This is a genomic window from Rhodococcus huquni (genome assembly GCF_055231055.1).
In genome coordinates, this window is sequence record NZ_JBUYWE010000004.1 from 144325 (window position 1) to 166930 (window position 22606).

Sequence of the window (22606 nt, forward strand, 5' to 3'; positions counted from 1 at the left end):
CAGCAGTCGGGTGTTCACCGGGTAGCCTTCTGACCATGACCTACGGTGAATCCGCTTTCGCAGTCGAGCGTCCGTTCGGCACAGTGTCCACCGCGATGGTGACTCCGTTCACTTCGGACGGAAAGTTGGATGTCGATGCGGGCGTCCGGCTCGCCGCTCACCTGGTCGAGAACGGCTGCGACGGACTGGTTCTGGCGGGTACGACCGGCGAATCACCGACCACCACCGAGAACGAGAAGCTCGAGCTTCTCCGTGCGGTGATCGACGCGGTCGGCGATCGCGCGAAGATCATCGCAGGTGCCGGTAGCAACGACACCGCACACAGTGTGGAGCTCGCGCGCGACGCGGCCCGCGCCGGTGCGCAGGGCCTCCTCGTGGTCACCCCTTATTACTCACGTCCGCCCCAGGCCGGTCTGTTCGCGCACTTCAGTGCAGTCGCGAACGCGACCGACCTGCCGGTCATGTTGTACGACATTCCGCCGCGCTCGGTGGTTCCGATCGAAACGGACACCATCCGGTTGCTCGCGGAACATCCGCGGATCGTCGCGGTCAAGGACGCCAAGGGTGATCTCAATGCCGGCGCCGAATTGATCGGCACCACGGATCTGCAGTTCTACTCCGGTGACGATCCGCTCAACCTGCCCTGGCTGTCCGTCGGCGCAGTCGGATTCGTCAGCGTCATCGGGCATCTCGTTCCCGGTCGTCTTCGGGAACTGCACAGCGCATTCCTCGCGGGCGACATCGCGCGTGCCCGCGCCATCAACCTCAGCCTCATCCCAGTGATCCGGTCCGTCGCAAGGCTCGGCGGTGTCAGTGCATCGAAAGCCGGTCTACGGCTGATCGGTCTGGATGTGGGGGAGCCGCGCTTGCCGCAGGTTGCTCCCACCCACGACATGATCGATGGGTTGGCAGCGGATCTTCACGCAGCAGGAGTTCTCTGATGACCCGTCCCCCTCGTCGACGTAGCGCCAGCCGTCAGGCCGGCCCACCCGAGCCCATTGTGGAAAAGCCCGCTGTGGAGAAGCCCGTCGCAGAAAAGCCCGTGACCGAGAAGAAGGCCACGCGAGAGGCTGTTGCTGCGGAGGAGCCCAAGAAGGCGTCGCAGAGGCCTGTCAAGGCAGCCTCCGCCAAGGGTGGGGCTGCGAAGGGTGGATCGTCGAAGTCGGGCTCCGGCAAGTCCCGCCGCTCCGGCGGTGGCCGACGCTCCGATTCGCGCGGTTCGGCACCGGCCCCCGTCGACGCGTCCGTTCGGCTCGGCTCCCCTCCGAAGGCACCGTTCAAGGGTTTGCGTGTCGTCGCGCTCGGCGGAATCGGCGAAATCGGCCGCAACATGACGGTGTTCGAGCACCAGGGCAAATTGCTGATCGTCGACTGCGGTGTGCTGTTCCCCGAGGACCAGCAGCCCGGCGTCGACCTGATCCTTCCCGACTTCGGGCATATCGAGGATCGGATGGCGGACGTCGAGGCGGTCGTCCTCACGCACGGACACGAGGACCACATCGGCGCGGTGCCGTTCCTGCTGCGTCTGCGTCCGGACCTGCCGGTCGTCGGCTCGAAGTTCACCCTCGCGCTCGTGGCCGCCAAGTGCCGTGAGCACCGTCAGCGACCCAACCTGGTCGAGGTGATCGAGGGGCAGCGCACCACCCACGGCCCGTTCGAGTGCGAGTACTTCGCGGTCAACCACTCGATTCCCGACGCGATCGCGGTCGCGATCCGCACGGACGCCGGCGTTGTTCTGCACACGGGTGACATCAAGCTGGACCAGTTGCCGCTCGACGGACGACTGACCGACCTCGCCGGATTCTCGCGACTCGGTGACGAAGGCGTCGACCTGTTCCTGGTCGATTCGACCAACGCGGAAGTCCCCGGATTCGTCACTCCCGAACGTGAGATCGGCGGCGTACTCGACAACGTCATCGGTAAGGCGAAGCAACGAGTGATCGTCGCGTCGTTCGCCAGTCACGTGCACCGCATTCAGCAGGTCGTCGACGTCGCGCACCGGTACAACCGCCGGATCTCGTTCGTCGGCCGTTCGATGGTCCGCAACATGCAGATCGCACAGGATCTCGGGTACCTGAGCGTTCCCGACGGGCTGGTCGTGGACATCGACACGGCGGCCAACCTGCCGGACGACAAGCTCGTGCTCATCTCCACCGGTTCGCAGGGCGAGCCGCTGTCCGCTCTGTCGCGGATGGCGCGTGGCGAGCACCGGCAGATCAACATTCGGGCGAACGACCTGGTCGTGCTGGCATCGTCGCTCATCCCGGGCAACGAGAACTCCGTGTTCACGGTGGTGAACGGCCTCGCCAAGCGTGGCGCGACCGTCGTCACCCAGCAGAGCGCGAAGGTGCACGTCTCCGGCCACGCATCGGCCGGCGAGCTCCTGTACCTCTACAACGCAGTGCGCCCCACCAACGCGATGCCCGTGCACGGCGAGTGGCGCCACCTGCGTGCCAACGCGGCACTGGCGAAAGCGACCGGGGTTCCCGAGGATCGCATCGTGCTCGCCGAGGACGGCGTGGTCGTCGACATGGTCGACGGGTTGGCCGAGATCGTGGGTCAGGTCCCGGTCGGACACGTCTACGTGGACGGATTGTCGGTGGGCGATGTCGGCGATTCGACACTGTCGGACCGGCTCGTGCTCGGGGAGGGCGGGTTCATCGCCATCACCGCGGTCATCGACGAGACGACCGGCAAGTCGGTGCGCACGCCGGAGGTGTCCGGTCGTGGATTCTCGGACGACCCGAACGCGTTGTCCGATGCAGCTCAGCTGGTCGAAGCCGAACTGCTCCGGTTGGCGGGGGAGGGCGTGACCGACACTCATCGCATCGCGCAGGCGATTCGCCGTGTCGTGGGTCGGTGGGTCGCGGACAAGTACCGCCGTCGGCCGATGATCGTTCCCACGGTGATCGGTGTTCCCTGACGGGGCTTCGATGAGACCCAGCTACCGCAGTCGGAGCGGTTAGGCTCGCGAGCGTGGGTCTACAGTTCGGGACGCGTGTCTCCGACTCGCCGTGGGTCGCTTCGGTCTGGACGTGCTCGAGTGAGCGCATTCAGCAAATGACGTCGGTGGCCTCGGAGACCTGGGGCCTCGTCTTCTGGGAGCAGGAAGGTCGGCCTGCCGTGGCCATCACCGGGCCTGAAAGTCGCACCGCGACAGCCCCGGTGCCCGAAGGTGCCACGTTCGTCGGCATCCAGTTCGCGGTCGGCACTACTCTTCGTTCCGTCCGGGCCGGCTCGTTGCTCGACGGCGGGATCGAGCTGCCGGATGTGACCCGCCGTTCCTTCTGGCTCGACGGCGGCCGCTGGCAGACGCCCGGGGTGGACGATGCCGAGGCACTCGTGGTCCGTTTGGAGCGCGCGGGTCTGTTACTTCGTGACCCGATGGTCGTGGCGGATCTCCGAGGGGAACCCTCGACTGTCAGCAGCCGTACGATCGAACGACGCTTCCGCGCTGTGACCGGGCTGACCCGAGGCGCCGTCGAACAGATCGAGCGAGCCCGGACCGCAGCGCAACTGCTGGCATCAGGCGAGCAGGTCGACCGTGTCGTCGAGAAGCTTCACTTCTACGACGAACCACACCTCGCCCGCGCCCTACGCCGCTTCGTCGGACGGACCGCGAAGCAGCTCAGGGACGGCCGGGTCGGGGTCCTTGCCCTCGACCTGGCTCAGGACACGACGTCGTAGACGAGCTTGACGACCCCGTTGTCGTAGGCCGCGGAATCGATGAGCTTCAGGTTCTGTTCGACGTGGTCGGCACGGCTGAAGACGCTTTTGCCCGATCCCAATAGAGCGGGGAACATCAGCAGGTTGTACCGGTCGATGAGCCCGGCCTCCGCCAGGCGGCCGGCGAGCTCCGGACTGCCATGGATGAAGATCGCGCCGCCGTCGGTCTCCTTGAGTGCGGCCACGTCCTCGGTCGACCGGAGGATAGTGCTCGGTCCCCATCCATCGACCATGTCGTCGTCTGCGAGCGTGGACGACACGGCGTACTTGGGAAGATCCTTGTACGCCGCGTGATCGGGCGAATCGGGCCAGACCGCGGCGAACGCTTGATAGCTGCGTCGACCGAACATGAGAGCCGTGGTCTCCGTCAGCTCCTCACCCTTGAGTGAAAATGCCTCCGGAAGGAACTCGGTTCGGGCGACCCAGCCCCCACTGGGGTGTCCCTCGCTCGTGCCGCCGGGTGAGTCCGCGACGCCGTCGAGCGTGACGAACCCCGTGTAGACCAATTTGCGTGGCACTAGTCCTCCTGCGTGATGAATGGGGCGTTCATTCTGCGTGGCGTTCCAGGATCGGTCCCGAGCCACGGCGATGAGCGTACTGAGCTCAGAGCGTCCCGGTCTTGGACGAAAACGACACCGCCAGGCTTCACAGCTGCCCAGGATCGACCTACCCCTGTAGGTTCGTGAGGTGACATTCGCACGGGACGAGCGCCGCGCACTCGCCGATTCCATGACCGAGTACGGCGCCGACGCACCGACCCTGTGTGGTGAGTGGACCAATCGGGACCTGGCCGCGCATCTGATTCTGCGCGAGCGCAGGCTCGACGCGGCCGGGGGCATCCTGATTCGGCAACTTGCCGGGCGCACCGAGCGGATACAGGCCGACATAGCGGCCCGGCCGTGGAGTCGGCTTCTCGACGAAGTGCGATCCGGCCCACCCGTGTGGTCACCTCTGCGCTGGGTCGACTCGTTGGCCAACACGAGCGAGATGTTCGTCCACCACGAGGACGTCCGCAGGGCGCATCAGGGATGGCAGGCTCGTCCGCTCGGGGAGGACATACAGGATTCCCTGTGGTCGCTGGTGAAGGGCGTCGCACGTCACGGCTACCGAAATGCCGCGACGCGTGTCGTACTCGAACGCCCGTCCGGTGCGAAGATCACGGTCGGCGCCCGGAACGAGGCGGAGTCCGTCGTATTGCGCGGGGAACCGTCGGAGTTGCTGTTGCACGCCTTCGGTAGGGACGAGACCACGGTCCGGGCCAGTGGTGCACCGGACGCTGTTTCGGCCGTTCTGGCTCTCGACAGAGGGGTCTGAACTCCCGTTTCGCCGAGAGCGTGACACGCGTCCACGGGAGTTACGAGTGTTGCGGATGGTCCTGATGGTGGGCCAGCGACTAACGTGGACCCTATGGCAGGTAAGACGAGCACCCGCAGCACGAGCGCTTCCACGTCCAGATCTCGGACGAGCTCACGCGCTGGTTCTGCCAAATCCACGCCGAGAACACGGACGACGAAGACGGTCACGACTCCTCGCAAGGCCCCGGCCAACCGCGCTCGCGGAAACACCCGCCGACCTGCGAAGAAGAAGTCCAGTGCAAGTCCGCTCGAGGCAGTCTTCCGGGGAATCGGAGCCGGTTGGTCCCTCGTGGCGAAGGGGGTCGGTGCCACTACCCGGACGGTGAGCCGTGCAGCAGACATCGACGAGGGACATCGCCGCGATGGAATTGCCCTCGGATTGATGGCCGCAGCGGTCATCGTCGCAGGTAGCATCTGGTTTTCGGTCGGCGGACCCGTGGGTTCGGGCATCGAAACCGGAATTCGAGCGGTGGTCGGCGCGGTGTCGGCGGTGCTGCCGGTCATAGCCATCGGTATCGCGATCGTGCTCATGCGAACCGAGCCGCGGCCGGAGATACGGCCCCGCCTCGTGCTCGGCTCCCTGCTCATCGGCCTTCCTGTTCTCGGTCTCTGGCACCTCGCCGCCGGCGCTCCCACCGATCCGGACGGCCGTGCACAGGGCGCCGGAATCGTCGGATATGCGATGGGTGGCCCGCTCACGGACGGCCTGACCGTGTGGCTGTCCGTTCCGCTGCTGCTGATCGCGCTGATGTTCGGTGTTCTTCTACTGACCGGGACCACGCTGCGTGAGGTGCCTGGCAAGTTCCGGTCGTACTTCGGGCTCGGCCGCGAGGACTACGGCTACGACGAGTACGAAGACGAGTACGACTACGACAGCGATCCGTCGCTGTTCGACGCCGACGGCTACCCGGTCGACGACGGCGGCCGGACACGCGGTGGCCCTTACGACAATTACCCTGCGGACGAATATGCCGGTCGCGGTACCGACGCGAAGACCGAAGTGCTCGGACGCTGGGAGAAGCCGAAGGCTGCCGGCGAGTCGGCGGCCGCATCCTCGGCAGCTGCGGCGGCCGAGCCGGTGAAGGCGAAGCCCAAGCGTCCCGTGGTGAAGGCGAAGCCGGTCGTGCCCGATCCCGAGCCCCCGATTCCCGAGGTCGAGAAGTTCGTCACCGACCGAGTGCCCGACGGCGACTATGCGCTGCCTTCGTTGGACCTGTTGATCGACGGCGATCCGCCGAAGACCCGCAGTGCCGCCAACGACGCGATGATCGAGTCGATCACCGAGGTGCTCGAGCAGTTCAAGATCGATGCTGCCGTCACCGGATTCACTCGGGGCCCCACGGTCACCCGCTACGAGGTCGAACTGGGCCCCGGCGTCAAGGTCGAGAAGATCACGGCACTGGCCCGAAACATCGCGTACGCGGTTGCTACCGACAACGTGCGCCTGCTGGCGCCGATCCCGGGCAAATCGGCCGTGGGTATCGAGGTGCCGAACTCGGACCGCGAGATGGTTCGCCTGTCCGACGTGCTCACTGCCTCGAGTACCCGGAAGGACCATCACCCGCTCGTCATCGGTCTGGGTAAGGACATCGAAGGCGATTTCGTCAGCGCCAACCTGTCGAAGATGCCGCACCTGCTGGTGGCCGGTTCGACCGGTTCGGGTAAGTCCAGCTTCGTGAACTCGATGTTGGTGTCTCTGCTGGCACGCGCCACGCCCGACGAGGTTCGGATGATCCTCATCGACCCCAAGATGGTCGAGCTCACCCCGTACGAGGGCATCCCGCACCTCATCACCCCCATCATCACCCAGCCGAAGAAGGCGGCCGCAGCGCTCGCCTGGCTGGTGGAGGAGATGGAGCAGCGCTACCAGGACATGCAGGCGAGCCGGGTGCGGCACATCGACGACTTCAACTCGAAGGTGAAGTCGGGCGATATCACGGCGCCGCTCGGTAGCGAACGCGTCTATCGCCCGTACCCGTACATCCTCGCCATCGTCGACGAACTCGCCGACCTGATGATGACGGCACCTCGAGATGTCGAGGATGCGATCGTCCGCATCACGCAGAAGGCGCGTGCTGCCGGTATCCATCTCGTTCTGGCGACCCAGCGTCCGTCCGTGGACGTCGTGACCGGTCTGATCAAGACGAACGTTCCTTCGCGTCTGGCCTTCGCGACTTCCTCACTCACCGACTCCCGCGTGATCCTCGATCAGCCCGGTGCCGAGAAGCTCATCGGTATGGGTGACGGCCTGTTCCTGCCGATGGGTGCCGGCAAGCCGACCCGTATGCAGGGTGCGTTCATCACGGACGAGGAAATCCAGAAGGTCGTCGACTTCACGAAGAACCAGGCCGAGCCGGAGTACACGGAGGGTGTCACTGCGGCGAAGGTCGGCGAGAAGAAGGATGTCGACCCGGATATCGGGGACGACATGGACGTCCTGCTCCAGGCCGTGGAGTTGGTGGTTTCGAGCCAGTTCGGTTCGACCTCCATGCTGCAGCGCAAGCTGCGTGTCGGGTTCGCGAAGGCGGGCAGGCTCATGGACCTGATGGAGAACCGTGGTGTGGTCGGTCCCAGCGAGGGGTCGAAGGCGCGCGAGGTGCTCATCAAACCCGACGAGTTGGACGGTCTCCTGTGGTCGATCCGTGGCGGCGATCCGGACGAGGCGCCTGCGGGCGAGGAGTAAGTGGTCGTTTTGTCCACCCTGTGATTGAATAAGGCACGAATTGGAGGGGAGTATCCCCGCCTCTGCGACAGCATCGTCAACACGATCGGCACCATTGCCGATCCGGAGCTGTCGATCGGACCGGTAGACCGGTTCGGTGGGAGAGACCTCCGGCACCGTACAGGTCGACCGGAGGTCTTTTTTCATGCATGTTTCCCCGTTGGTCTGGGGCATCACCTGCGTGGTGATACTCGGATTGTTCGTCTTCGATTTCTTCGCACACGTGCGAACCCCACACGCCCCGACATTCCGTGAATCGGCCTTTTGGTCCACGGTCTACATCGCGATCGCGCTCGTGTTCGGGCTGCTGGTGATGTGGTTGTGGGGAACCGGCTACGGCGGCGAGTACTACGCCGGGTACGTCACCGAGAAGGCCCTGTCGGTCGACAACCTGTTCGTATTCGTCATCATCATGAGCACGTTCGCCGTCCCACGGGAATACCAGCAGAAGGTGCTGTTGATCGGCATCGTGATGGCTCTGGTGATGCGTGGTGGATTCATCGCCGTCGGTGCGGCCGCCATCAACACCTACAGCTGGGTGTTCTACATCTTCGGCGCATTCCTCCTCTACACCGCGTACACGCTGGTCCGAGACCACAACAAGGAGAAGGACGGTGCGGAGGAGAAGGACAGCCGCATCATCGCTCTCGCGAAGAAAGTGCTGCCCACCACCGACAGTTACGACGGCGACAAGCTCGTCACCCGAATCAACGGCAAGCGAGTGGTGACACCCCTGTTGCTGGCGCTCGTCGCGATCGGATTCACCGACGTGCTGTTCGCGCTCGACTCGATTCCGGCGATCTACGGGCTCACCCAGGAGCCCTACCTGGTGTTCACGGCCAACGCCTTCGCCCTCATGGGATTGCGTCAGCTGTACTTCCTGATCGGTGGACTCCTGGACCGCCTGGTCTACCTGTCGTACGGTCTGTCGATCATCCTGGCGTTCATCGGCGTCAAGCTCGTGCTGCACGCGCTGCACGAGAACACGCTCGGTTTCGTCAACGGCGGCGAGCACGTCTCGGTGCCCGAGATCTCGACCGGCCTGTCACTCTCCGTCATCATCGGCGTGCTGGCCGTCACCACGGTCGCGAGCCTGGCGAAGACGCGAGTGAGCGAGCGCGTGTCCTAGCTGCCGCGTTTCTGGATCGAAAACGTGTCAGGAAGCGAACTCGCCCATCACCGGCTTCCATTCGGTGATGCGGGAGTCCGCGACGAGGCCGGCGCGGGCGAACGGGTCGTGCGTGAAGAGCGTGCGAACGGTGCCCGCGTCGTCCGCGTCGACGATGATGAGCGCCCCCGAGCCGTCGGGAAAGGGGCCGCTGGAACGAACCACCTTCCGGTCGACGAGATCGGAGAGCCACGCGCGATGGTCCGGACGGACCGCATCGCGTGCGTCGGACTTCTCCGGTGCGTAGGTGTACTCCACCAGGAACAGGGGCATCGTGGTGCTCTCTTTCGTCTTGCGCGTATCGGGTGTGGGGGAGTGGGCGGCGTGACGGCTACAGCGTCATGAGCATGCGGGTGTTTCCGAGCGTGTTGGGCTTCACGAAGCTCAGGTCCAGGAACTCGGCCACACCCGTGTCGTACGACCGGCACATCTCTGCGTACACCTCGGCGGTCACCGGCGTGCCGTCGATTTCCGCGAATCCGTGTCGGCCGAAGAAGTCCACCTCGAACGTCAGAACGAACAATCTGTGCAGCTCGAGTTCGCGTGCGACCTCGATCAGTTTGGCGACAACGCGATGTCCGGCGCCCTGTCCCTTCGCGACGGGATCGACCGCGACGGTGCGCACCTCACCGAGGTCGGCCCACAGGACATGCAGTGCGCCGCAAGAGATCACCTGTCCGCTGCGTTCGCAGACCCAGAATTCCTGCAGCGACTCGTAGAGATTGACGAGGTTCTTCTCGAGTAGGATCTTGCCCGAATAGATGTCGATGAGACGCTTGATCTCGGGGACGTCGGAGGCACGTGCTCGCCGTACCACCGTCTCGCTTTCGGCAGCTTCCGGAGTCCGAGTTGTCATGGGGTGAACAGTAGTCAATCGAGCAAAGGATATTCTGGGGCACGTGCCGGTTCGACCACTGATCGTTCAGCTTGCCTCGTATTCGCCGGGGCCCCTTCCACGCGCCATGGCGGCCGGATGACTTCCCGCCGCGAAGACCCGGCCCAATCGATCGTGCCGGCGCCTACGGCGCCGCCCGCATCGGACCCGCCCGCACCGTTGTTCAACATCGCGAACATTCTGACGATGCTGCGTATCGTCCTCGTCCCGGTGTTTCTCGTCGTTCTTTTCGTGGAAGACGGTCACTCGACGGTGTGGCGCCTGGCTGCCACCGGAGTGTTCGCGGTCGCCGCCATCACCGATCGGATCGACGGTCAACTCGCGCGCAAGTACGGGTTGGTCACCGACTTCGGAAAGATGGCAGATCCGATAGCCGACAAGGCGCTGATCGGCGCCGCCCTCATCGGTCTGTCGATTCTGGGAGACCTGCCGTGGTGGGTGACGATCGTGATCGCGGCGCGCGAACTGGGCATCACGGTCTTGCGCTTCGTTGTGCTTCGACATGCGGTCATTCCGGCGGGCAAGGGCGGCAAGCTCAAAACCCTGCTTCAGGCATTGGCGATCGGGGTGTTCCTGCTTCCTCTTCCGGATGCCGTGCTCCCGTTCGGGTGGGTGCTCATGGGGGCCGCACTGATTCTGACCGTGGTCACCGGTCTGGACTACGTCGTGCAGGCCGTACGGCTACGTGCGGGCGTATCGCGGGCCGAGTCGACTTCGGGAACCGAAGAGTGACAGCGAGCGCTGATCGATCCTCCGAATCGGTCGACGCTGCAGTGATCGAACTCGTGTCCGCGCTGAAGGAACGTGCGCAGACGGTAGGCACCGCCGAATCGCTGACGGCGGGGCTGTGTGCCGCCACGATCGCCGATGTTCCGGGCGCAAGTGCGGTGCTGCGCGGTGGCCTCGTCGTCTATGCGACCGACCTGAAGGCGTCGCTGGCCGGGGTGGATCCCGCGAGGTTGGCTACGGACGGTGCTGTGGCGAGTTCGACGGCCGGGGCGCTGGCGGAAGGTGCACGGGAGCGATGCGCGGCAGACTGGGGCGTGGGTCTCACCGGGGTGGCGGGACCGGACGAGCAGGACGGACATCCTGTGGGCACCGTCTTCGTCGGTATATCGGGGCCGGACGGCACCGAGGTCGTCGAATTCGCTCTGACGGGAGACCGACGGGCAATACGCTGTGAAGCGGTGGCGCGGGCGGTCGCCGGACTCCGTGATCGTCTCGACCGCACAGGGGGCGTCGGGACGCAGGACACCACACCGGCACGATAGGCTCGGGAACCAATCGGACCTGCTCGCACGTTGAGAATGCGAGACAGGTGACGGATGAAGGAGGAGCGAGATGGCGCTGCTATTGCGTGAGGCAATCGGTGACAGTCTTCGTCGCGCGCGCGTTTCGCAGAGCCGGACCCTGCGTGAAGTCTCCAACAGTGCGCGCGTGAGCCTCGGATATCTCTCCGAGGTCGAGCGTGGACGCAAGGAGGCGTCGAGCGAATTGCTCGCGGCTATCTGCGAGGCGCTCGAGGTTCCGCTGTCGACGGTCCTCGTCGAGGTCAGTGAATCGATGGTGGATCGCGCGGTCGCGTCCGAGGCGGCAACGGTGGGTTCGACGACCATTGCGAAAGAAACTCGGGTGGTCATTCCGGCTCCGGCCGCGCTGGCCGCTGCCTGAGCAGGAAGCCGTCTGGCGTAGCAGCCGCGGCGAGTTACCGATAGATTCTCACCAACCACTCGGTAACGAGACAGAACAGAGCTTGGTGGGAGACCGTAGTCGGGGGCGGCGCCCTTGTCGGCGGGGCATGGCCCTTGTGCCGGTGCGCGACGGTCGCGTATCGGGTCGCGTAATCGCGCGGCGCAACAGATGGAGGCAGGATCACACCCATGGCTAATCCTTTCGTCAAGGGATGGAAGTACCTGATGGCGCTCTTCAATTCCAAAATCGATGAGAAGGCCGACCCAAAGGTTCAGATTCAGCAGGCGATCGAAGATGCCCAGCGGCAGCATCAGGCGCTCTCGCAGCAGGCTGCTTCCGTCATCGGCAACCAGCGCCAGCTCGAGATGAAGCTGAGTCGTCAGTTGGACGAGGTCGAGAAGCTCAACGCGAATGCGCGACAGGCTGTCAACCTGGCGGATCAGGCCCAGACGGCGGGGGACACCGAGAAGGCAGTGCAGTACACGAACGCCGCAGAGGCTTTCGCTGCACAGCTGGTGACCGCCGAGCAGGGTGTCGAGGATCTGAAGGCACTGCACGATCAGTCGCTGCAGGCCGCAGCACAGGCGAAGAAGGCCGTCGAGCAGAACGCCATGACCTTGCAGTCGAAGGTTGCCGAGCGCACCAAGCTTCTCAGCCAGCTCGAGCAGGCCAAGATGCAGGAGCAGGTCAGCGAGTCGCTGCGTTCCATGGACAGCACGCTTTCGGCGCCGGGTACCACGCCCAGCCTCGACGCGGTCCGCGACAAGATCGAGCGCCGCTACGCGGACGCACTCGGTTCGGCCGAGTTGGCGCAGAACACGGTCAGCGGCCGCATGATGGAAGTTCAGCAGGCCAGCGTGCAGATGGCCGGCCACAGCCGCCTCGAGCAGATTCGCGCTTCCATGAAGGGTGACGCACTGCCCTCGGGTGGTACCAACGCGAGTGCCCCGGCTGCGAACCCCGCCGCCAACCCGGCAAGCCAGCAGCAGCCTCCCGCTGCAGGCCAGGCAGGGCCCGCAGGAGCCTGATTCGACCCGACCGAACCCCCTGTGAGCGGTGAGCGAGTCTCTGGACTCGTCAACCACTCACAGGGGTTCAGTCGTCTGCGCCGCGAGCAGCGAGCGCTTCGCCCATGGCATCGGCCGTGAGCAGCGCGCTGACGACGACGGGAACCGCGAAGGCCCGTAGTGAATTGCCCAGACCACGCGCCTTCCGCGCTTCCGAGACCTGGCGGATCATGCCGGCCAGGAGCGGGATGCATCGGACGGTCATTGCGAGCACCAGCGCGACCCGCTCGGGGTTCACGCCGATCTTTCGAAGGGGAGCCAAGCCGCGAGTGACGGAATCGAGGATGTCCGATACCCGGGTCGTGAGTGTCACCAGTGCGGCGAGTGCCACGGCCAGCAGAAGCGTCCCGCACACGACGACGGCGCGCTTCCAGCCGGTGAAGATCAGCTGAAACACCCCGATGACCACCAACATCCACAGCACCGTGCGAAGTTGCGCCAGCGCAGGCCGGAATCCGATGCGGGCGACGGCGTACGCACCGGTGACGAGAATCGCGGCAGGGATCAGGTGCCACGGCTGTCGCACGAACACGGTCACAGCGACGATCGCCAACACGAGGAGAATCATCTTCGGCCCTGCACCGAGGCGGTGCAGGACACTCGAACCTGGCTGATATATGCCGAGGGGCGTCATGAATGTCGCCTCATCCGACGAGGGAACGGTAGTGCGCGATGGCGGTGGACGGGTCCGAGTCTGCGACCACGCGGCCCTCGTCGATCACGAGAACGCGGTCGAACCCGTCGAGCAGATCGAGTTGGTGCGTCACCACGACGAGTTGTTGGGGCAACGATGCGAAAGTCTCGGCGATGACCTTCGTATTGCGCAGGTCGAGGAGAGTCGTCGGCTCGTCCGCGACGAGCACATCGGGGTCCGTGACCATGATCGCGGCGAGAGCCAACAGTTGCTTCTGTCCGCCGGACAGCAGGTGCGTGGGGTGGTCACGATGCCCGGAGAGGCCGAACCGTGCCAGCACTGCGTCGACACGCTCGGCCCGTTCCGATCGGGACGCCGAACTTCGGCGGAGTGAAAAATCGATGTCCTCGGCGACGGTGGGCATGATGATCTGATGGTTGGGGTCGGTGAAGACGAAGCCCACCTTCTTGCGTACGTCCCGACCTTTCTTCCTGGTGTCCAGTCCGTCTACGGTGACGCGACCCGACGTCGGTACCACCAGGCCGTTGATCATGCGGGCCAGTGTCGACTTGCCACTGCCGTTGGCGCCGATGACACCGACGCGATGTTCGGTGAGTTCGAGATCCATCTGTTCGAGCACCGCGCGTTCGCCGTACGCGTGCTGCACGCCCTCGAAGCGGATGACGCTCATCGCGCGGGCGCTGCGGATTCCGCCAACAACGCCGGATAGGCGCGGTGCACCTGGGCGGCGACCACTGCGGTGACGACGGCCTTGATCAGGTCTCCCGGCAGGAAGCTCGCATTGGCGGCGAGAGCGCTCCATGCTGTGAGATCGGTGCGGAGCATCATTCCCGCGATCCCGAACACGTAGAGCACGACGATTCCGCCGAGCACGTTGATCGCGAATCCGGTGAGCACGCGATACCGGGGCAGCATCCGATAGGTGAGCCAGCCGATCACCGCAACCGCAGGAATCCATCCGACGAGGAATCCAGCGGTCGGTCCGGCAAGTGAGGTCAGGGTGGTCCGCCCGCCGGCCAGGATCGGCAACACGAGGCCGAGAGCCATGACTGTGAGGATCGAGAGGACGCCCTTTCGGGCCCCGAGCAGCGCGCCGGCGAGCATGACGCCGAGGCTCTGGAGAGTGATGGGCACTCCGGACGTCCCGAGATTGATGCTTCCGGGCAGGCCGAGTGCGGCGACGAGCGCTGCGAACACAGCCACCTGTGCCAGATCACGGACGGTGAATCGGGTGTTCGACGACACGGCTCGCGTGCTCCTGTTCGTGCGGGAGTGAATCTGCAGATATTACGTCAGGCAGGCGTGGGCGCGGTGTCCGACCACCCCCGCCCGCCGTATGGGGGTCATCCCTGACCTTTCCCTGATCTTCGCTCTGACCAGGTGCTTTCTGTTGCCTGCCGTGACAGTCTCTAGGTACGTGCATCAGCGAGTGGAGGCAAAATTATGTTGTGGAAGATCATCCTGGGCGTGGTGCTGGTGTGGATCGCACTGGCTGTGATCGGTGCGTTGATCAAGGGAGTGTTCTGGCTCGTGGTGGTCGGTGCGATCGTGGCCGGGATCTACATGTTGGTGAAGGCGATCTCCGGACATGACGAGAAGTCCGGCGTCACCCGTCCCTGAGTGACATGCTCGACGCCATGGAGACGATGCCGGAGGACTGGAACAGGGCCGTGGTGATCGTGGCGCACCCCGACGACATCGAGTACGGGTGTGCCGCTGCGGTCGCCCGGTGGACCGATGAGCGTAAGGACGTTCGATATGTGCTCGCCACCAGCGGGGAGGCCGGTATCGCGGGTCTCCCGCCCAGCGAATCGGGCCCGTTGCGTGAGGACGAGGAGCGTCGGTCGGCCAGCGTGGTCGGGGTCGACGTCGTCGACTTTCTGGGGTTGCCCGACGGCCGTCTCGAGGGCGGTGTCGAGCTCCGTCGAATACTCGCCGCGGCTATTCGTCGACACCAGCCGGAGTTGGTGGTCACGATGAACTTCGCCGGCACTTGGGGGCCCGGCTACCCGAACAGTGCCGACCATCGGGCACTCGGGCAAGGGGTCCTCGACGCGACGTCGGATGCGGCGAACGAATGGATCTTTCCCGAACTCGACGAGGCGCCCTGGAGCGGTGTGCGGTGGGTGGCCGTCAACACCATGACCCCGACCCATGCGGTGGACGTCTCGGGAACGGTGGAACGGGCGGTGGCGTCACTCGAGGAGCATGTTCGATACCTCGAGGCGCTGAGTGACGAACCTGTCTCGAAGCAGGCGCGCGAGCAAGTGGAAATGGTCACCGGGCCCAAACCGGGCTTCGACGCGGAGCGGGCCGTAGGCTTCGAACTGTTCTACTTTTCCTGACCGAACGCCCGGTTTTCCGCAAAGATGCAGCGAACGCGACCGATGCGTTACGCTGTTACACATAATGTCTATTCGTAACGATGAGGACACGGTCAAGAGCGTGGAGGATCTGATCCTCGACGCAGCCCGCTCGTGCATCCTGGACTTCGGCATTCGCAGAACCACGCTCGCCGAGATCGCCCGGCGCGCGGGCGTCAGTCGTCCCACCGTATATCGGCGCTGGTCGGACACGCGAGCGGTTGTCGCAGATCTGATGACCAGGGAAATCGCGGCTGTGATGCCGGTCCCGGATCCGAATGCACCCGCGCGGACGCAGGTGGTCGAGGCGGCCGTCACTGTCGCGGAACGGATGCGCGCGCATCCTCTGTTCGTCACGATTCTGAAGTTCGATCAGGACATGTTCGGCACGTATGTGTTCGAGCGGCTGGGAACCAGCCAGAAGGCAGCGATCGACCTTGTTGCCGCAGGTGTCCTCGCGGGTCAGGCGGACGGTTCGATCCGCGTCGGCGAGAGCCGTCACATCGCAACCATGGTGTTGCTCATCGTGCAATCCGTCGTGCAGTCGATGAACATGGTCAGCTCGGAAATGAAGGGTGACGACGTGATCACAGAACTGCGAACCGCAGTGGACTCCTACCTGGCGCCGGTCCGATGAGCGGGCCCGAAGGTTCGTCCGCGCTCGACGCAGACCGCCGGTCGCGAGAGCTGGCGGAAATTGCGGCCGGTGCGCCGATCGACGTCCTAGTGATCGGCGGCGGCATCACGGGCGCCGGTATCGCGCTCGATGCGGCCTCCCGTGGACTGAGCGTGGCTCTCGTCGAGAAGCACGACCTCGCGTTCGGCACCAGCCGATGGAGTTCCAAGCTCGCGCACGGCGGGTTGCGCTATCTTGCTTCCGGAAACGTCGGGATCGCGCGCGAGAGTGCGGTCGAACGCGGCATTCTGATGACCCACACGGCTCCACATCTGGTTCGGGCGATGCCACAGCTCGTACCTCTGCTTCCGGAGACGAACTTCTTCGGCAGGGCTCTCGTACGGGTCGGTTTCCTTGCCGGTGACATTCTCCGAGCGACCGCCGGGACGGCCTCGTCCGTTCTGCCACGATCGCGGACTGTGGATGCCGCGCGCACTGCGGAACTGGCCCCCGCCGTCAAGCGTGAGGGGCTCCGCGGCGGACTCATGGCATTCGACGGACAGTTGATCGACGACGCGCGTCTCGTCGTGTCGATCGCTCGGACGGCGGCCATGCACGGCGCGAAGATCCTGACCCGAACCGGTGCCTACGATGTGACCGGTTCGTCGGCAACCCTTCGCGACGAATTGACGGGCGACGAGTTCGAGATCCGTCCGCGCACGGTGATCAACGCGGCGGGTGTGTGGGCCGGCGAGGTCGACCCCGAGATCACGCTGCGCCCGAGTCGGGGTACCCACTTGGTGCTGTCGGCGGAGAAGCTCGGAAACCCGACTGCCGCGCTCACGGTGCCGATCCCCGGTGAGACCAACCGATTCGTGTTCGCGCTGCCGGCGCAGCTCGGTCGGGTCTATCTCGGATTGACGGACGAAGCTGCACCGGGGCCCGTGCCGGACGTACCGACGGCGTCCGAGGACGAGATCGACTTCCTCCTCGAGACCGTCAACACGGCGTTGGAGACAGATCTGACCCGTGACGACGTCCTGGGAACGTATGCCGGGCTGCGGCCGCTCCTCGACACCGGTGATGGATCGACCGCCGACCTGTCGCGCAATCACGCTGTGCTGCATTCGAAGACGGGCACGATCAGCGTGGTCGGAGGCAAGCTGACCACCTATCGCCGGATGGCGGAGGACGCCGTCGATGCAGCGGTGAAGGCCGCGAACCTGCAGGCGGGCGAATGCCGCACGCGCAACCTGCCCCTCGTGGGAGCCGGAACACAGCAGGCACTCCGCGGTGTCGATACGACTCCGGCCCTGCGTGAGCGCTACGGCATGGAGGCGCCCCTCGTGGCTCGGACGGGTTCCGAAGCATCGACACCCGTAGCCGAGGGAATCGACGTCACCCGTGGTGAATTCCGATTCGCGGTGACGCACGAGGGCGCCCTCGATGTGGACGACATTCTCGATCGACGCACACGAATCGGGTTGGTCCCGGCCGACCGCGATCGGGCGCTTGCCGCGGCCCAGGACGCGCTCTCGGCGAACTGACGGGGGAGTTGCGCAAGTCCGCGCGGAGGCTGTGACACTCTGTTGACGTGCGAGTCGCCGTCGTAGCCGGGCCGGACCCTGGGCATGCCTTTCCTGCCATTGCGCTGTGCCTTCGTTTCGCGGAGGCGGGCGACGAGCCGATTCTGTTCACCGGCACTCGCTGGCTGGAGTCTGCCCGCGGCGCCGGACTGCGCGCCGAAAGGCTCAAAGGTCTCGCACCCCGACCTGTGGACGACGATCTGGACGCCGGAGCCCGTATTCACGGACGCGCCGCACACATCTCCACCGAGCTGGTGCCCGATCTGACGGCTGTCGCACCCGACCTGGTGGTGTCGGACATTCTCACGGCAGGCGGTGGTCTTGCTGCCGAGCGGATGGGGATCCCGTGGGTGGAGTTGTCGCCGCATCCGCTGTACTCGGCATCGAAAGGACTGCCTCCCATCGGAAGTGGGCTCGCCCCCGGTGTCGGGTTTCGTGGCCGCCTCCGGGATGTGGCGATGCGGGCTGCCACCGGACGTTCCATTCGGCAAGGTTTGCGGCAGCGATCGGATGCCCGCGAGAGCATCGGACTGCCCAGGACCGATCCGGGCCCGGCGGCCCGGTTGATTGCCACGTTGCCCGCATTGGAGGTGCCCCGCCCGGACTGGCCGAACGAGGCTCACGTCGTGGGACCGCTGCTGTGGGAGCCGACCGAAGCCGTTCTGGAACCGTCCCCGGGCGATGATCCGGTGGTGATGGTCGCGCCGTCGACGGCCTTCACCGGAGCGGAGGGGATGTTCGAGATGACGGTTCGCGGCTTGTCCGGGGCAGGGGTGCGGATGGTCGCCTCCCTGATCGACGGCGCGCCCGACGCGGAGTTGCCGACGTGGGTGCGGGCCGGTCTGGGCCGTCAAGACGAGATGCTGCGACATGCGTCGGTGATCGTGTGCGGGGGCGGTCACGGAATGCTCGCGAAAGCATTGTTGGCCGGGGTTCCGGCAGTGGTGGTGCCAGGGGGCGGTGATCAGTGGGAACTCGCGAACCGGGCCGAGCGGCAGGGGAGCGCGATCATCGTCCGTCCGGTGACTGCCGATGCGCTACGCGAAGCGGTCCTTCGCGTGCTCGGTGACGAGACCTTCGCGCGTGCCGCGCGGGACGCGTCCCGGACCGGCGTGAACCTCGAAGACCCCGTGAGGGTGTGCAGAGACTCCCGGTAGCGACGAACGGGACGTTCGTCCGATCCGACTGGACGAATGTGCCATTCGTCGACGCTGCCCGTACCGTGTGTGCTGTGCGGATGACCGAATTTCACGAACTCGTCCGAGAGGAGTTCGGGCAGGTGCGCGGCGACTCCTTGCTGGTCGACCACGTCCTGCTCTCGCTCGAGGGAAAGACTGCGGCGGAGGCCATCGAGGCTGGTCGAGAACCCCGTGAGGTGTGGCGTGAGTTGTGCGCCGAGTTCGACGTTCCGCCGTCGAGGCGTTGACCCACGGCGTGTCGCTCCAACATTCGAACTGATCGAACACACGTTCGTTTACACTGGGCACGTCCGGTGATCACGAAAGTTGTCGGTACCGGCTTCTAACCTGACCACAGATCACCGATGAGACTCGAGAATGGGGACGACGATGGCACCACAGGCACACGATCGAGACAAGGCGCTCGACCTGGCGCTGGCGCAGATCGACAAGAACTTCGGCAAGGGTTCGGTGATGCGTCTCGGTGAGGGAGTGCGCCAGCCGATCGCGGTGATTCCGACGGGCTCCATCGCGTTGGACGTCGCCCTCGGTATCGGTGGTCTTCCTCGTGGCCGTGTCGTCGAGATCTACGGTCCCGAATCATCCGGTAAGACCACAGTGGCACTGCACGCAGTCGCCAATGCGCAGGCCAACGGTGGCATCGCCGCATTCATCGACGCGGAGCACGCACTCGATCCCGATTACGCGCAGAAGCTCGGCGTCGACACCGACGCACTTCTCGTGTCGCAGCCCGATACCGGTGAGCAGGCGCTCGAGATCGCGGACATGCTGATCCGTTCGGGCGCGCTCGACATCCTGGTCATCGACTCGGTTGCGGCTCTTGTGCCCCGCGCCGAGATCGAGGGCGAGATGGGTGACAGCCACGTCGGTCTGCAGGCGCGATTGATGAGCCAGGCGCTTCGTAAGATGACGGGTGCGCTCAGCAGCTCCGGCACCACCGCGATCTTCATCAACCAGCTGCGCGAGAAGATCGGTGTCATGTTCGGCTCGCCCGAGACCACCACGGGCGGTAAGGCACTCAAGTTCTACTCGTCCGTTCGCCTCGACGTTCGCCGTATCGAGACGCTCAAGGACGGCACGGATGCGGTCGGTAACCGTACCCGCGTGAAGGTCGTCAAGAACAAGGTCGCCCCGCCGTTCAAGCAGGCCGAGTTCGACATTCTCTACGGCCAGGGAATCAGCAAGGAAGGCTCGCTGATCGACATGGGCGTCGAGCACGGGTTCATCCGTAAGTCCGGGTCTTGGTACACGTACGAGGGTGACCAGCTCGGCCAGGGCAAGGAGAACTCGCGCAAGTTCCTTCTCGAGAACACCGATATTCGGGACGAGATCGAGAAGAAGATCAAAGAGAAGCTCAGTATCGGAGCCGACGTGACAGCTGACACCGAAGAAGCGGCACCGGTCGAGTTCTGATCCGATGAACAAGTCCACTGGTGACGGTGGTGGAACAGAGGCGCAGGCAAAGGACGTTTGTCTGCGCCTCTTGACCGACCGGGCCCGAAGTCGAGCCGAACTTGCCGAACGCCTGGAAAAGAAGGGCTTCGCCGCGGATGTCGCAGACCGCGTGCTCGACCGTCTCGCAGAGGTGAGGTTGGTCGACGACGCGGACTTCGCGCAGCAATGGGTGCATTCACGCCACACATTCTCGGGCCGCGGTAAGCGCGCACTTGCACTCGAACTCCGCAAGAAGGGGGTCGACCAAGAAGATGCGGCGCGTGCGCTCGACCAGATCAGCGTCGAGGACGAGCGGGAGAAGGCCACCGAACTGGTGGCTCGCAAAATGCGGAGCGTCTCACTCGACGATCGTCAACGCGCGATGCGAAGACTGGTGGGAATGCTCGCGAGACGCGGCTTTCCCCCGGGCCTCGCATTCGAGGTGGTCAAGGAACAGATCGGACGGGCGGGCGCCGAGATCGACGCACCGCCCGCCGACGGATTCTGAACTATCGGGCTGCAGCGTCCACGGTGGCCGGTGCGTTCACGGGACCTTTGCCCTTTCGTCCCGACCGCAGCCGCTTCTCGAGGCGTGTGGCAAGAATTGTGAGAGCCGAGTTCAGGATGATCATGATGACGGCGACCACGATGAGGGCCGGCAGGTAGTTGCTGTAGTAGGCACCCAACTGCTGACCCGAACGGACCAACTCCGTGTAGCCGAGTAGGTAGCCGAGAGCCGAATCCTTCAGCGCCACCACCATTTGAGAGATGATCGCAGGCAGCATCGCCGTGACGGCCTGTGGCAGCAGGATGGTGCGCATGACCTGCCCTTTGCGCATCCCCACGGCTTTGGCTGCCTCGGCCTGCCCCTTGGGCAGTGAGTTGATGCCCGAGCGGACGATCTCGGCGATCACTGAGCCGTTGTAGAGCGTCAGACCCACGATCACGGCTGCCAGCGCCAGATACTTGGACTTGAACACCTCGTACTCCGCGAAGACCTGATACATGAAAATCATCAGGATCAGCACGGGAACTGCTCGGAAGAACTCCACGAACACGCCGGCGACGATGCGGATCGGTCGGTGATCCGACAGTCGTGCGATACCGAGTACCGCACCGAGAATCAGCGCGAGAACGATCGATGCCGCGGCCGCGACGAGCGTCCCTTGGATACCCGGCAACAGGTAGGTCTCCCAGGAGGTCTTCTCGATGAAGGGCTGCCACTTCTCGGAAGTAAGCTGCCCCTTCTCGTCGAGAGCGACGTAGATCAGGTAGCCGATTCCGACGAGGACCGCGACGACGACAACGGAGAACAAATTGTAGAGACGACGAGCCTTCGGGCCCGGTGCGTCGTAGAGAACAGTTGCGCCGGAACTCATCGTGCAATCTCCAAACGCTTGCTGAGGTAGCCGAACAGAAGTCCCATCGGCAGGGTCAGGATCACGAAGCCGAGCGCGAAGATGCCACCGACCACGAAGATGGCGGCCTCGTTCTCGATCATCTCCTTCATCAGGAGAGCGGCTTCTGCGACGCCGATCACCGCGGCGATGGTCGTGTTCTTGGTCAAGGCGATGAGCACGCTACCGAGCGGGGCGATCACGGTCCGGAACGCTTGCGGCAGCACGATCATGCGCAGGTTCTGGAAGAACGTGAGGCCGAGTGATCGTCCGGCCTCTGCCTGCCCCACATGGACGGTGTTGATGCCCGACCGCAGAGATTCGCAGACGAACGACGCCGTGTAGACACTCAGGCCGAGCACGGCGAGGCGGAAGTTGTTGTCCACCAGAAAGGTCGGCGAACTCGATTGCGCCAACTGGACACCGAGCGTCTGATACAGCCCGAACGAGCAGAAGACGATGATGAGCGTCAGGGGAGTGTTGCGGAAGATCGTGACGTACGTGGCCGCGAAGACCCGCGCCACCGGTATGGGCGACACTCGCATTCCGGCCAATATCGTGCCGAGGATCAACGCTCCGACCGCGGACAGCACGGTGAGTTGCACCGTTGTCCAGAAGGCGGAGATCAGTTGATCGCCGTACTTGCTCAGTAGATCCACGTGCCGTCTCCGTTGTGCTGGCTATGGGGCCTACGTGGCGACTCTCCGGTGACCGGAGAGTCGCCACGTACG

General features: G+C 64.7%; 26 protein-coding genes. 18 read left to right on the forward strand and 8 right to left on the reverse strand.

Annotation, left to right across the window (positions count from 1 at the left end):
• Nucleotides 1-35: 35 nt before the first annotated feature.
• Genes dapA through ACZI8R_RS09940 form a run of 3 tightly spaced genes read left to right on the forward strand, consistent with a single transcriptional unit; the run spans nucleotide 36 to nucleotide 3687 of the window.
• The gene (dapA, locus tag ACZI8R_RS09930; protein ID WP_463379431.1) at nucleotides 36-941 is read left to right on the forward strand and encodes a 4-hydroxy-tetrahydrodipicolinate synthase; all 906 of its coding nucleotides are present in this window, start codon (nucleotides 36-38) and stop codon (nucleotides 939-941) included.
• Nucleotides 941-2923 (forward strand): ribonuclease J, encoded by a 1983-nt coding sequence (locus ACZI8R_RS09935; RefSeq protein ID WP_463379432.1) that lies wholly within the window; start codon nucleotides 941-943, stop codon nucleotides 2921-2923. Before dapA ends, ACZI8R_RS09935 begins: the two co-directional genes overlap by 1 nt.
• Nucleotides 2924-2976: 53 nt before the next feature.
• Nucleotides 2977-3687 (forward strand): helix-turn-helix domain-containing protein, encoded by a 711-nt coding sequence (locus tag ACZI8R_RS09940; RefSeq protein ID WP_463379433.1) that lies wholly within the window; start codon nucleotides 2977-2979, stop codon nucleotides 3685-3687.
• Here the strand turns inward: ACZI8R_RS09940 and ACZI8R_RS09945 are convergent.
• Entirely contained in the window at nucleotides 3669-4244 is a 576-nt protein-coding gene (locus tag ACZI8R_RS09945; RefSeq protein ID WP_463379434.1) for a dihydrofolate reductase family protein, read from the reverse strand. The genes ACZI8R_RS09940 and ACZI8R_RS09945 overlap by 19 nt on opposite strands.
• 169 nt (nucleotides 4245-4413) lie before the next feature.
• Between ACZI8R_RS09945 and ACZI8R_RS09950 the strand changes: the two genes are divergently transcribed.
• The 3 genes from ACZI8R_RS09950 (at nucleotide 4414) to ACZI8R_RS09960 (ending at nucleotide 8932) form a co-directional block, all read left to right on the forward strand.
• Complete coding sequence (locus ACZI8R_RS09950) at nucleotides 4414-5040, forward strand: TIGR03085 family metal-binding protein (RefSeq protein WP_463379435.1); 627 nt, start codon at nucleotides 4414-4416, stop codon at nucleotides 5038-5040.
• 93 nt (nucleotides 5041-5133) lie between these two features.
• Entirely contained in the window at nucleotides 5134-7764 is a 2631-nt protein-coding gene (locus ACZI8R_RS09955; protein WP_463379436.1) for a DNA translocase FtsK, read from the forward strand.
• Nucleotides 7765-7948: 184 nt separating this feature from the next.
• Nucleotides 7949-8932 carry a TerC family protein gene (locus ACZI8R_RS09960; protein WP_463379437.1) on the forward strand — a complete coding sequence of 328 codons (984 nt, stop codon included), beginning with the start codon at nucleotides 7949-7951 and terminating at the stop codon, nucleotides 8930-8932.
• A gap of 27 nt (nucleotides 8933-8959) precedes the next feature.
• Here the strand turns inward: ACZI8R_RS09960 and ACZI8R_RS09965 are convergent, their stop codons facing one another.
• Nucleotides 8960-9244, reverse strand: coding sequence for a YciI family protein (locus ACZI8R_RS09965; RefSeq protein WP_463379438.1), 285 nt, complete (start codon nucleotides 9242-9244; stop codon nucleotides 8960-8962).
• A 58-nt stretch (nucleotides 9245-9302) separates the two neighbouring features.
• Nucleotides 9303-9827 carry an amino-acid N-acetyltransferase gene (locus ACZI8R_RS09970; protein ID WP_463379439.1) on the reverse strand — a complete coding sequence of 175 codons (525 nt, stop codon included), beginning with the start codon at nucleotides 9825-9827 and terminating at the stop codon, nucleotides 9303-9305.
• 117 nt (nucleotides 9828-9944) lie between these two features.
• Here ACZI8R_RS09970 and pgsA point away from each other — a divergent pair, with 117 nt between their 5' ends.
• The 4 genes from pgsA (at nucleotide 9945) to ACZI8R_RS09990 (ending at nucleotide 12586) form a co-directional block, all read left to right on the forward strand.
• Nucleotides 9945-10598, forward strand: coding sequence for a CDP-diacylglycerol--glycerol-3-phosphate 3-phosphatidyltransferase (gene pgsA, locus ACZI8R_RS09975; RefSeq protein WP_463379440.1), 654 nt, complete (start codon nucleotides 9945-9947; stop codon nucleotides 10596-10598).
• On the forward strand, nucleotides 10595-11137 hold the full coding sequence (locus tag ACZI8R_RS09980) for a CinA family protein (RefSeq protein WP_463379441.1): 543 nt from the start codon (nucleotides 10595-10597) through the stop codon (nucleotides 11135-11137). Before pgsA ends, ACZI8R_RS09980 begins: the two co-directional genes overlap by 4 nt.
• Before the next feature lie 70 nt (nucleotides 11138-11207).
• Complete coding sequence (locus ACZI8R_RS09985) at nucleotides 11208-11537, forward strand: helix-turn-helix domain-containing protein (protein ID WP_463379442.1); 330 nt, start codon at nucleotides 11208-11210, stop codon at nucleotides 11535-11537.
• 209 nt (nucleotides 11538-11746) lie between these two features.
• Nucleotides 11747-12586 (forward strand): PspA/IM30 family protein, encoded by an 840-nt coding sequence (locus ACZI8R_RS09990; protein ID WP_463379443.1) that lies wholly within the window; start codon nucleotides 11747-11749, stop codon nucleotides 12584-12586.
• A gap of 67 nt (nucleotides 12587-12653) precedes the next feature.
• Here the strand turns inward: ACZI8R_RS09990 and ACZI8R_RS09995 are convergent, their stop codons facing one another.
• The 3 genes from ACZI8R_RS09995 to ACZI8R_RS10005 are packed head-to-tail and all read right to left on the reverse strand — an operon-like array spanning nucleotide 12654 to nucleotide 14525.
• Entirely contained in the window at nucleotides 12654-13259 is a 606-nt protein-coding gene (locus tag ACZI8R_RS09995; protein WP_463379444.1) for an energy-coupling factor transporter transmembrane component T family protein, read from the reverse strand.
• A 10-nt stretch (nucleotides 13260-13269) separates the two neighbouring features.
• A complete protein-coding gene (locus tag ACZI8R_RS10000) occupies nucleotides 13270-13950 on the reverse strand; it encodes an energy-coupling factor ABC transporter ATP-binding protein (RefSeq protein WP_463379445.1) in 681 nt (226 codons plus the stop codon).
• Nucleotides 13947-14525: a biotin transporter BioY gene (locus ACZI8R_RS10005; protein WP_463379446.1), complete on the reverse strand. Its 579-nt coding sequence runs from the start codon at nucleotides 14523-14525 to the stop codon at nucleotides 13947-13949. Before ACZI8R_RS10005 ends, ACZI8R_RS10000 begins: the two co-directional genes overlap by 4 nt.
• 198 nt (nucleotides 14526-14723) lie before the next feature.
• Between ACZI8R_RS10005 and ACZI8R_RS10010 the strand changes: the two genes are divergently transcribed.
• From ACZI8R_RS10010 to recX, 8 genes are all read left to right on the forward strand, one after another.
• Entirely contained in the window at nucleotides 14724-14900 is a 177-nt protein-coding gene (locus ACZI8R_RS10010; RefSeq protein ID WP_463379447.1) for a hypothetical protein, read from the forward strand.
• Nucleotides 14901-14917: 17 nt separating this feature from the next.
• Nucleotides 14918-15625 (forward strand): PIG-L deacetylase family protein, encoded by a 708-nt coding sequence (locus ACZI8R_RS10015; protein WP_463379676.1) that lies wholly within the window; start codon nucleotides 14918-14920, stop codon nucleotides 15623-15625.
• Between the two features lie 64 nt (nucleotides 15626-15689).
• Nucleotides 15690-16280, forward strand: a complete 591-nt coding sequence (locus ACZI8R_RS10020; protein ID WP_463379448.1) for a TetR/AcrR family transcriptional regulator — start codon at nucleotides 15690-15692, stop codon at nucleotides 16278-16280.
• Nucleotides 16277-17806, forward strand: a complete 1530-nt coding sequence (locus ACZI8R_RS10025; RefSeq protein ID WP_463379449.1) for a glycerol-3-phosphate dehydrogenase/oxidase — start codon at nucleotides 16277-16279, stop codon at nucleotides 17804-17806. The genes ACZI8R_RS10020 and ACZI8R_RS10025 overlap by 4 nt, the downstream gene beginning before the upstream one ends.
• A gap of 47 nt (nucleotides 17807-17853) precedes the next feature.
• Entirely contained in the window at nucleotides 17854-19002 is a 1149-nt protein-coding gene (locus ACZI8R_RS10030; protein WP_463379450.1) for a glycosyltransferase, read from the forward strand.
• 74 nt (nucleotides 19003-19076) lie between these two features.
• Complete coding sequence (locus tag ACZI8R_RS10035) at nucleotides 19077-19271, forward strand: DUF3046 domain-containing protein (protein ID WP_463379451.1); 195 nt, start codon at nucleotides 19077-19079, stop codon at nucleotides 19269-19271.
• Between the two features lie 142 nt (nucleotides 19272-19413).
• Complete coding sequence (recA, locus tag ACZI8R_RS10040) at nucleotides 19414-20457, forward strand: recombinase RecA (RefSeq protein WP_463379452.1); 1044 nt, start codon at nucleotides 19414-19416, stop codon at nucleotides 20455-20457.
• A 4-nt stretch (nucleotides 20458-20461) separates the two neighbouring features.
• On the forward strand, nucleotides 20462-20986 hold the full coding sequence (gene recX, locus ACZI8R_RS10045) for a recombination regulator RecX (RefSeq protein ID WP_463379453.1): 525 nt from the start codon (nucleotides 20462-20464) through the stop codon (nucleotides 20984-20986).
• 1 nt (nucleotide 20987) lies between these two features.
• Here recX and ACZI8R_RS10050 read toward each other — a convergent pair whose 3' ends face one another.
• Nucleotides 20988-21857 (reverse strand): amino acid ABC transporter permease, encoded by an 870-nt coding sequence (locus ACZI8R_RS10050; RefSeq protein ID WP_463379454.1) that lies wholly within the window; start codon nucleotides 21855-21857, stop codon nucleotides 20988-20990.
• Nucleotides 21854-22534, reverse strand: a complete 681-nt coding sequence (locus ACZI8R_RS10055; protein ID WP_463379455.1) for an amino acid ABC transporter permease — start codon at nucleotides 22532-22534, stop codon at nucleotides 21854-21856. Before ACZI8R_RS10055 ends, ACZI8R_RS10050 begins: the two co-directional genes overlap by 4 nt.
• Nucleotides 22535-22606 lie beyond the last annotated feature (72 nt).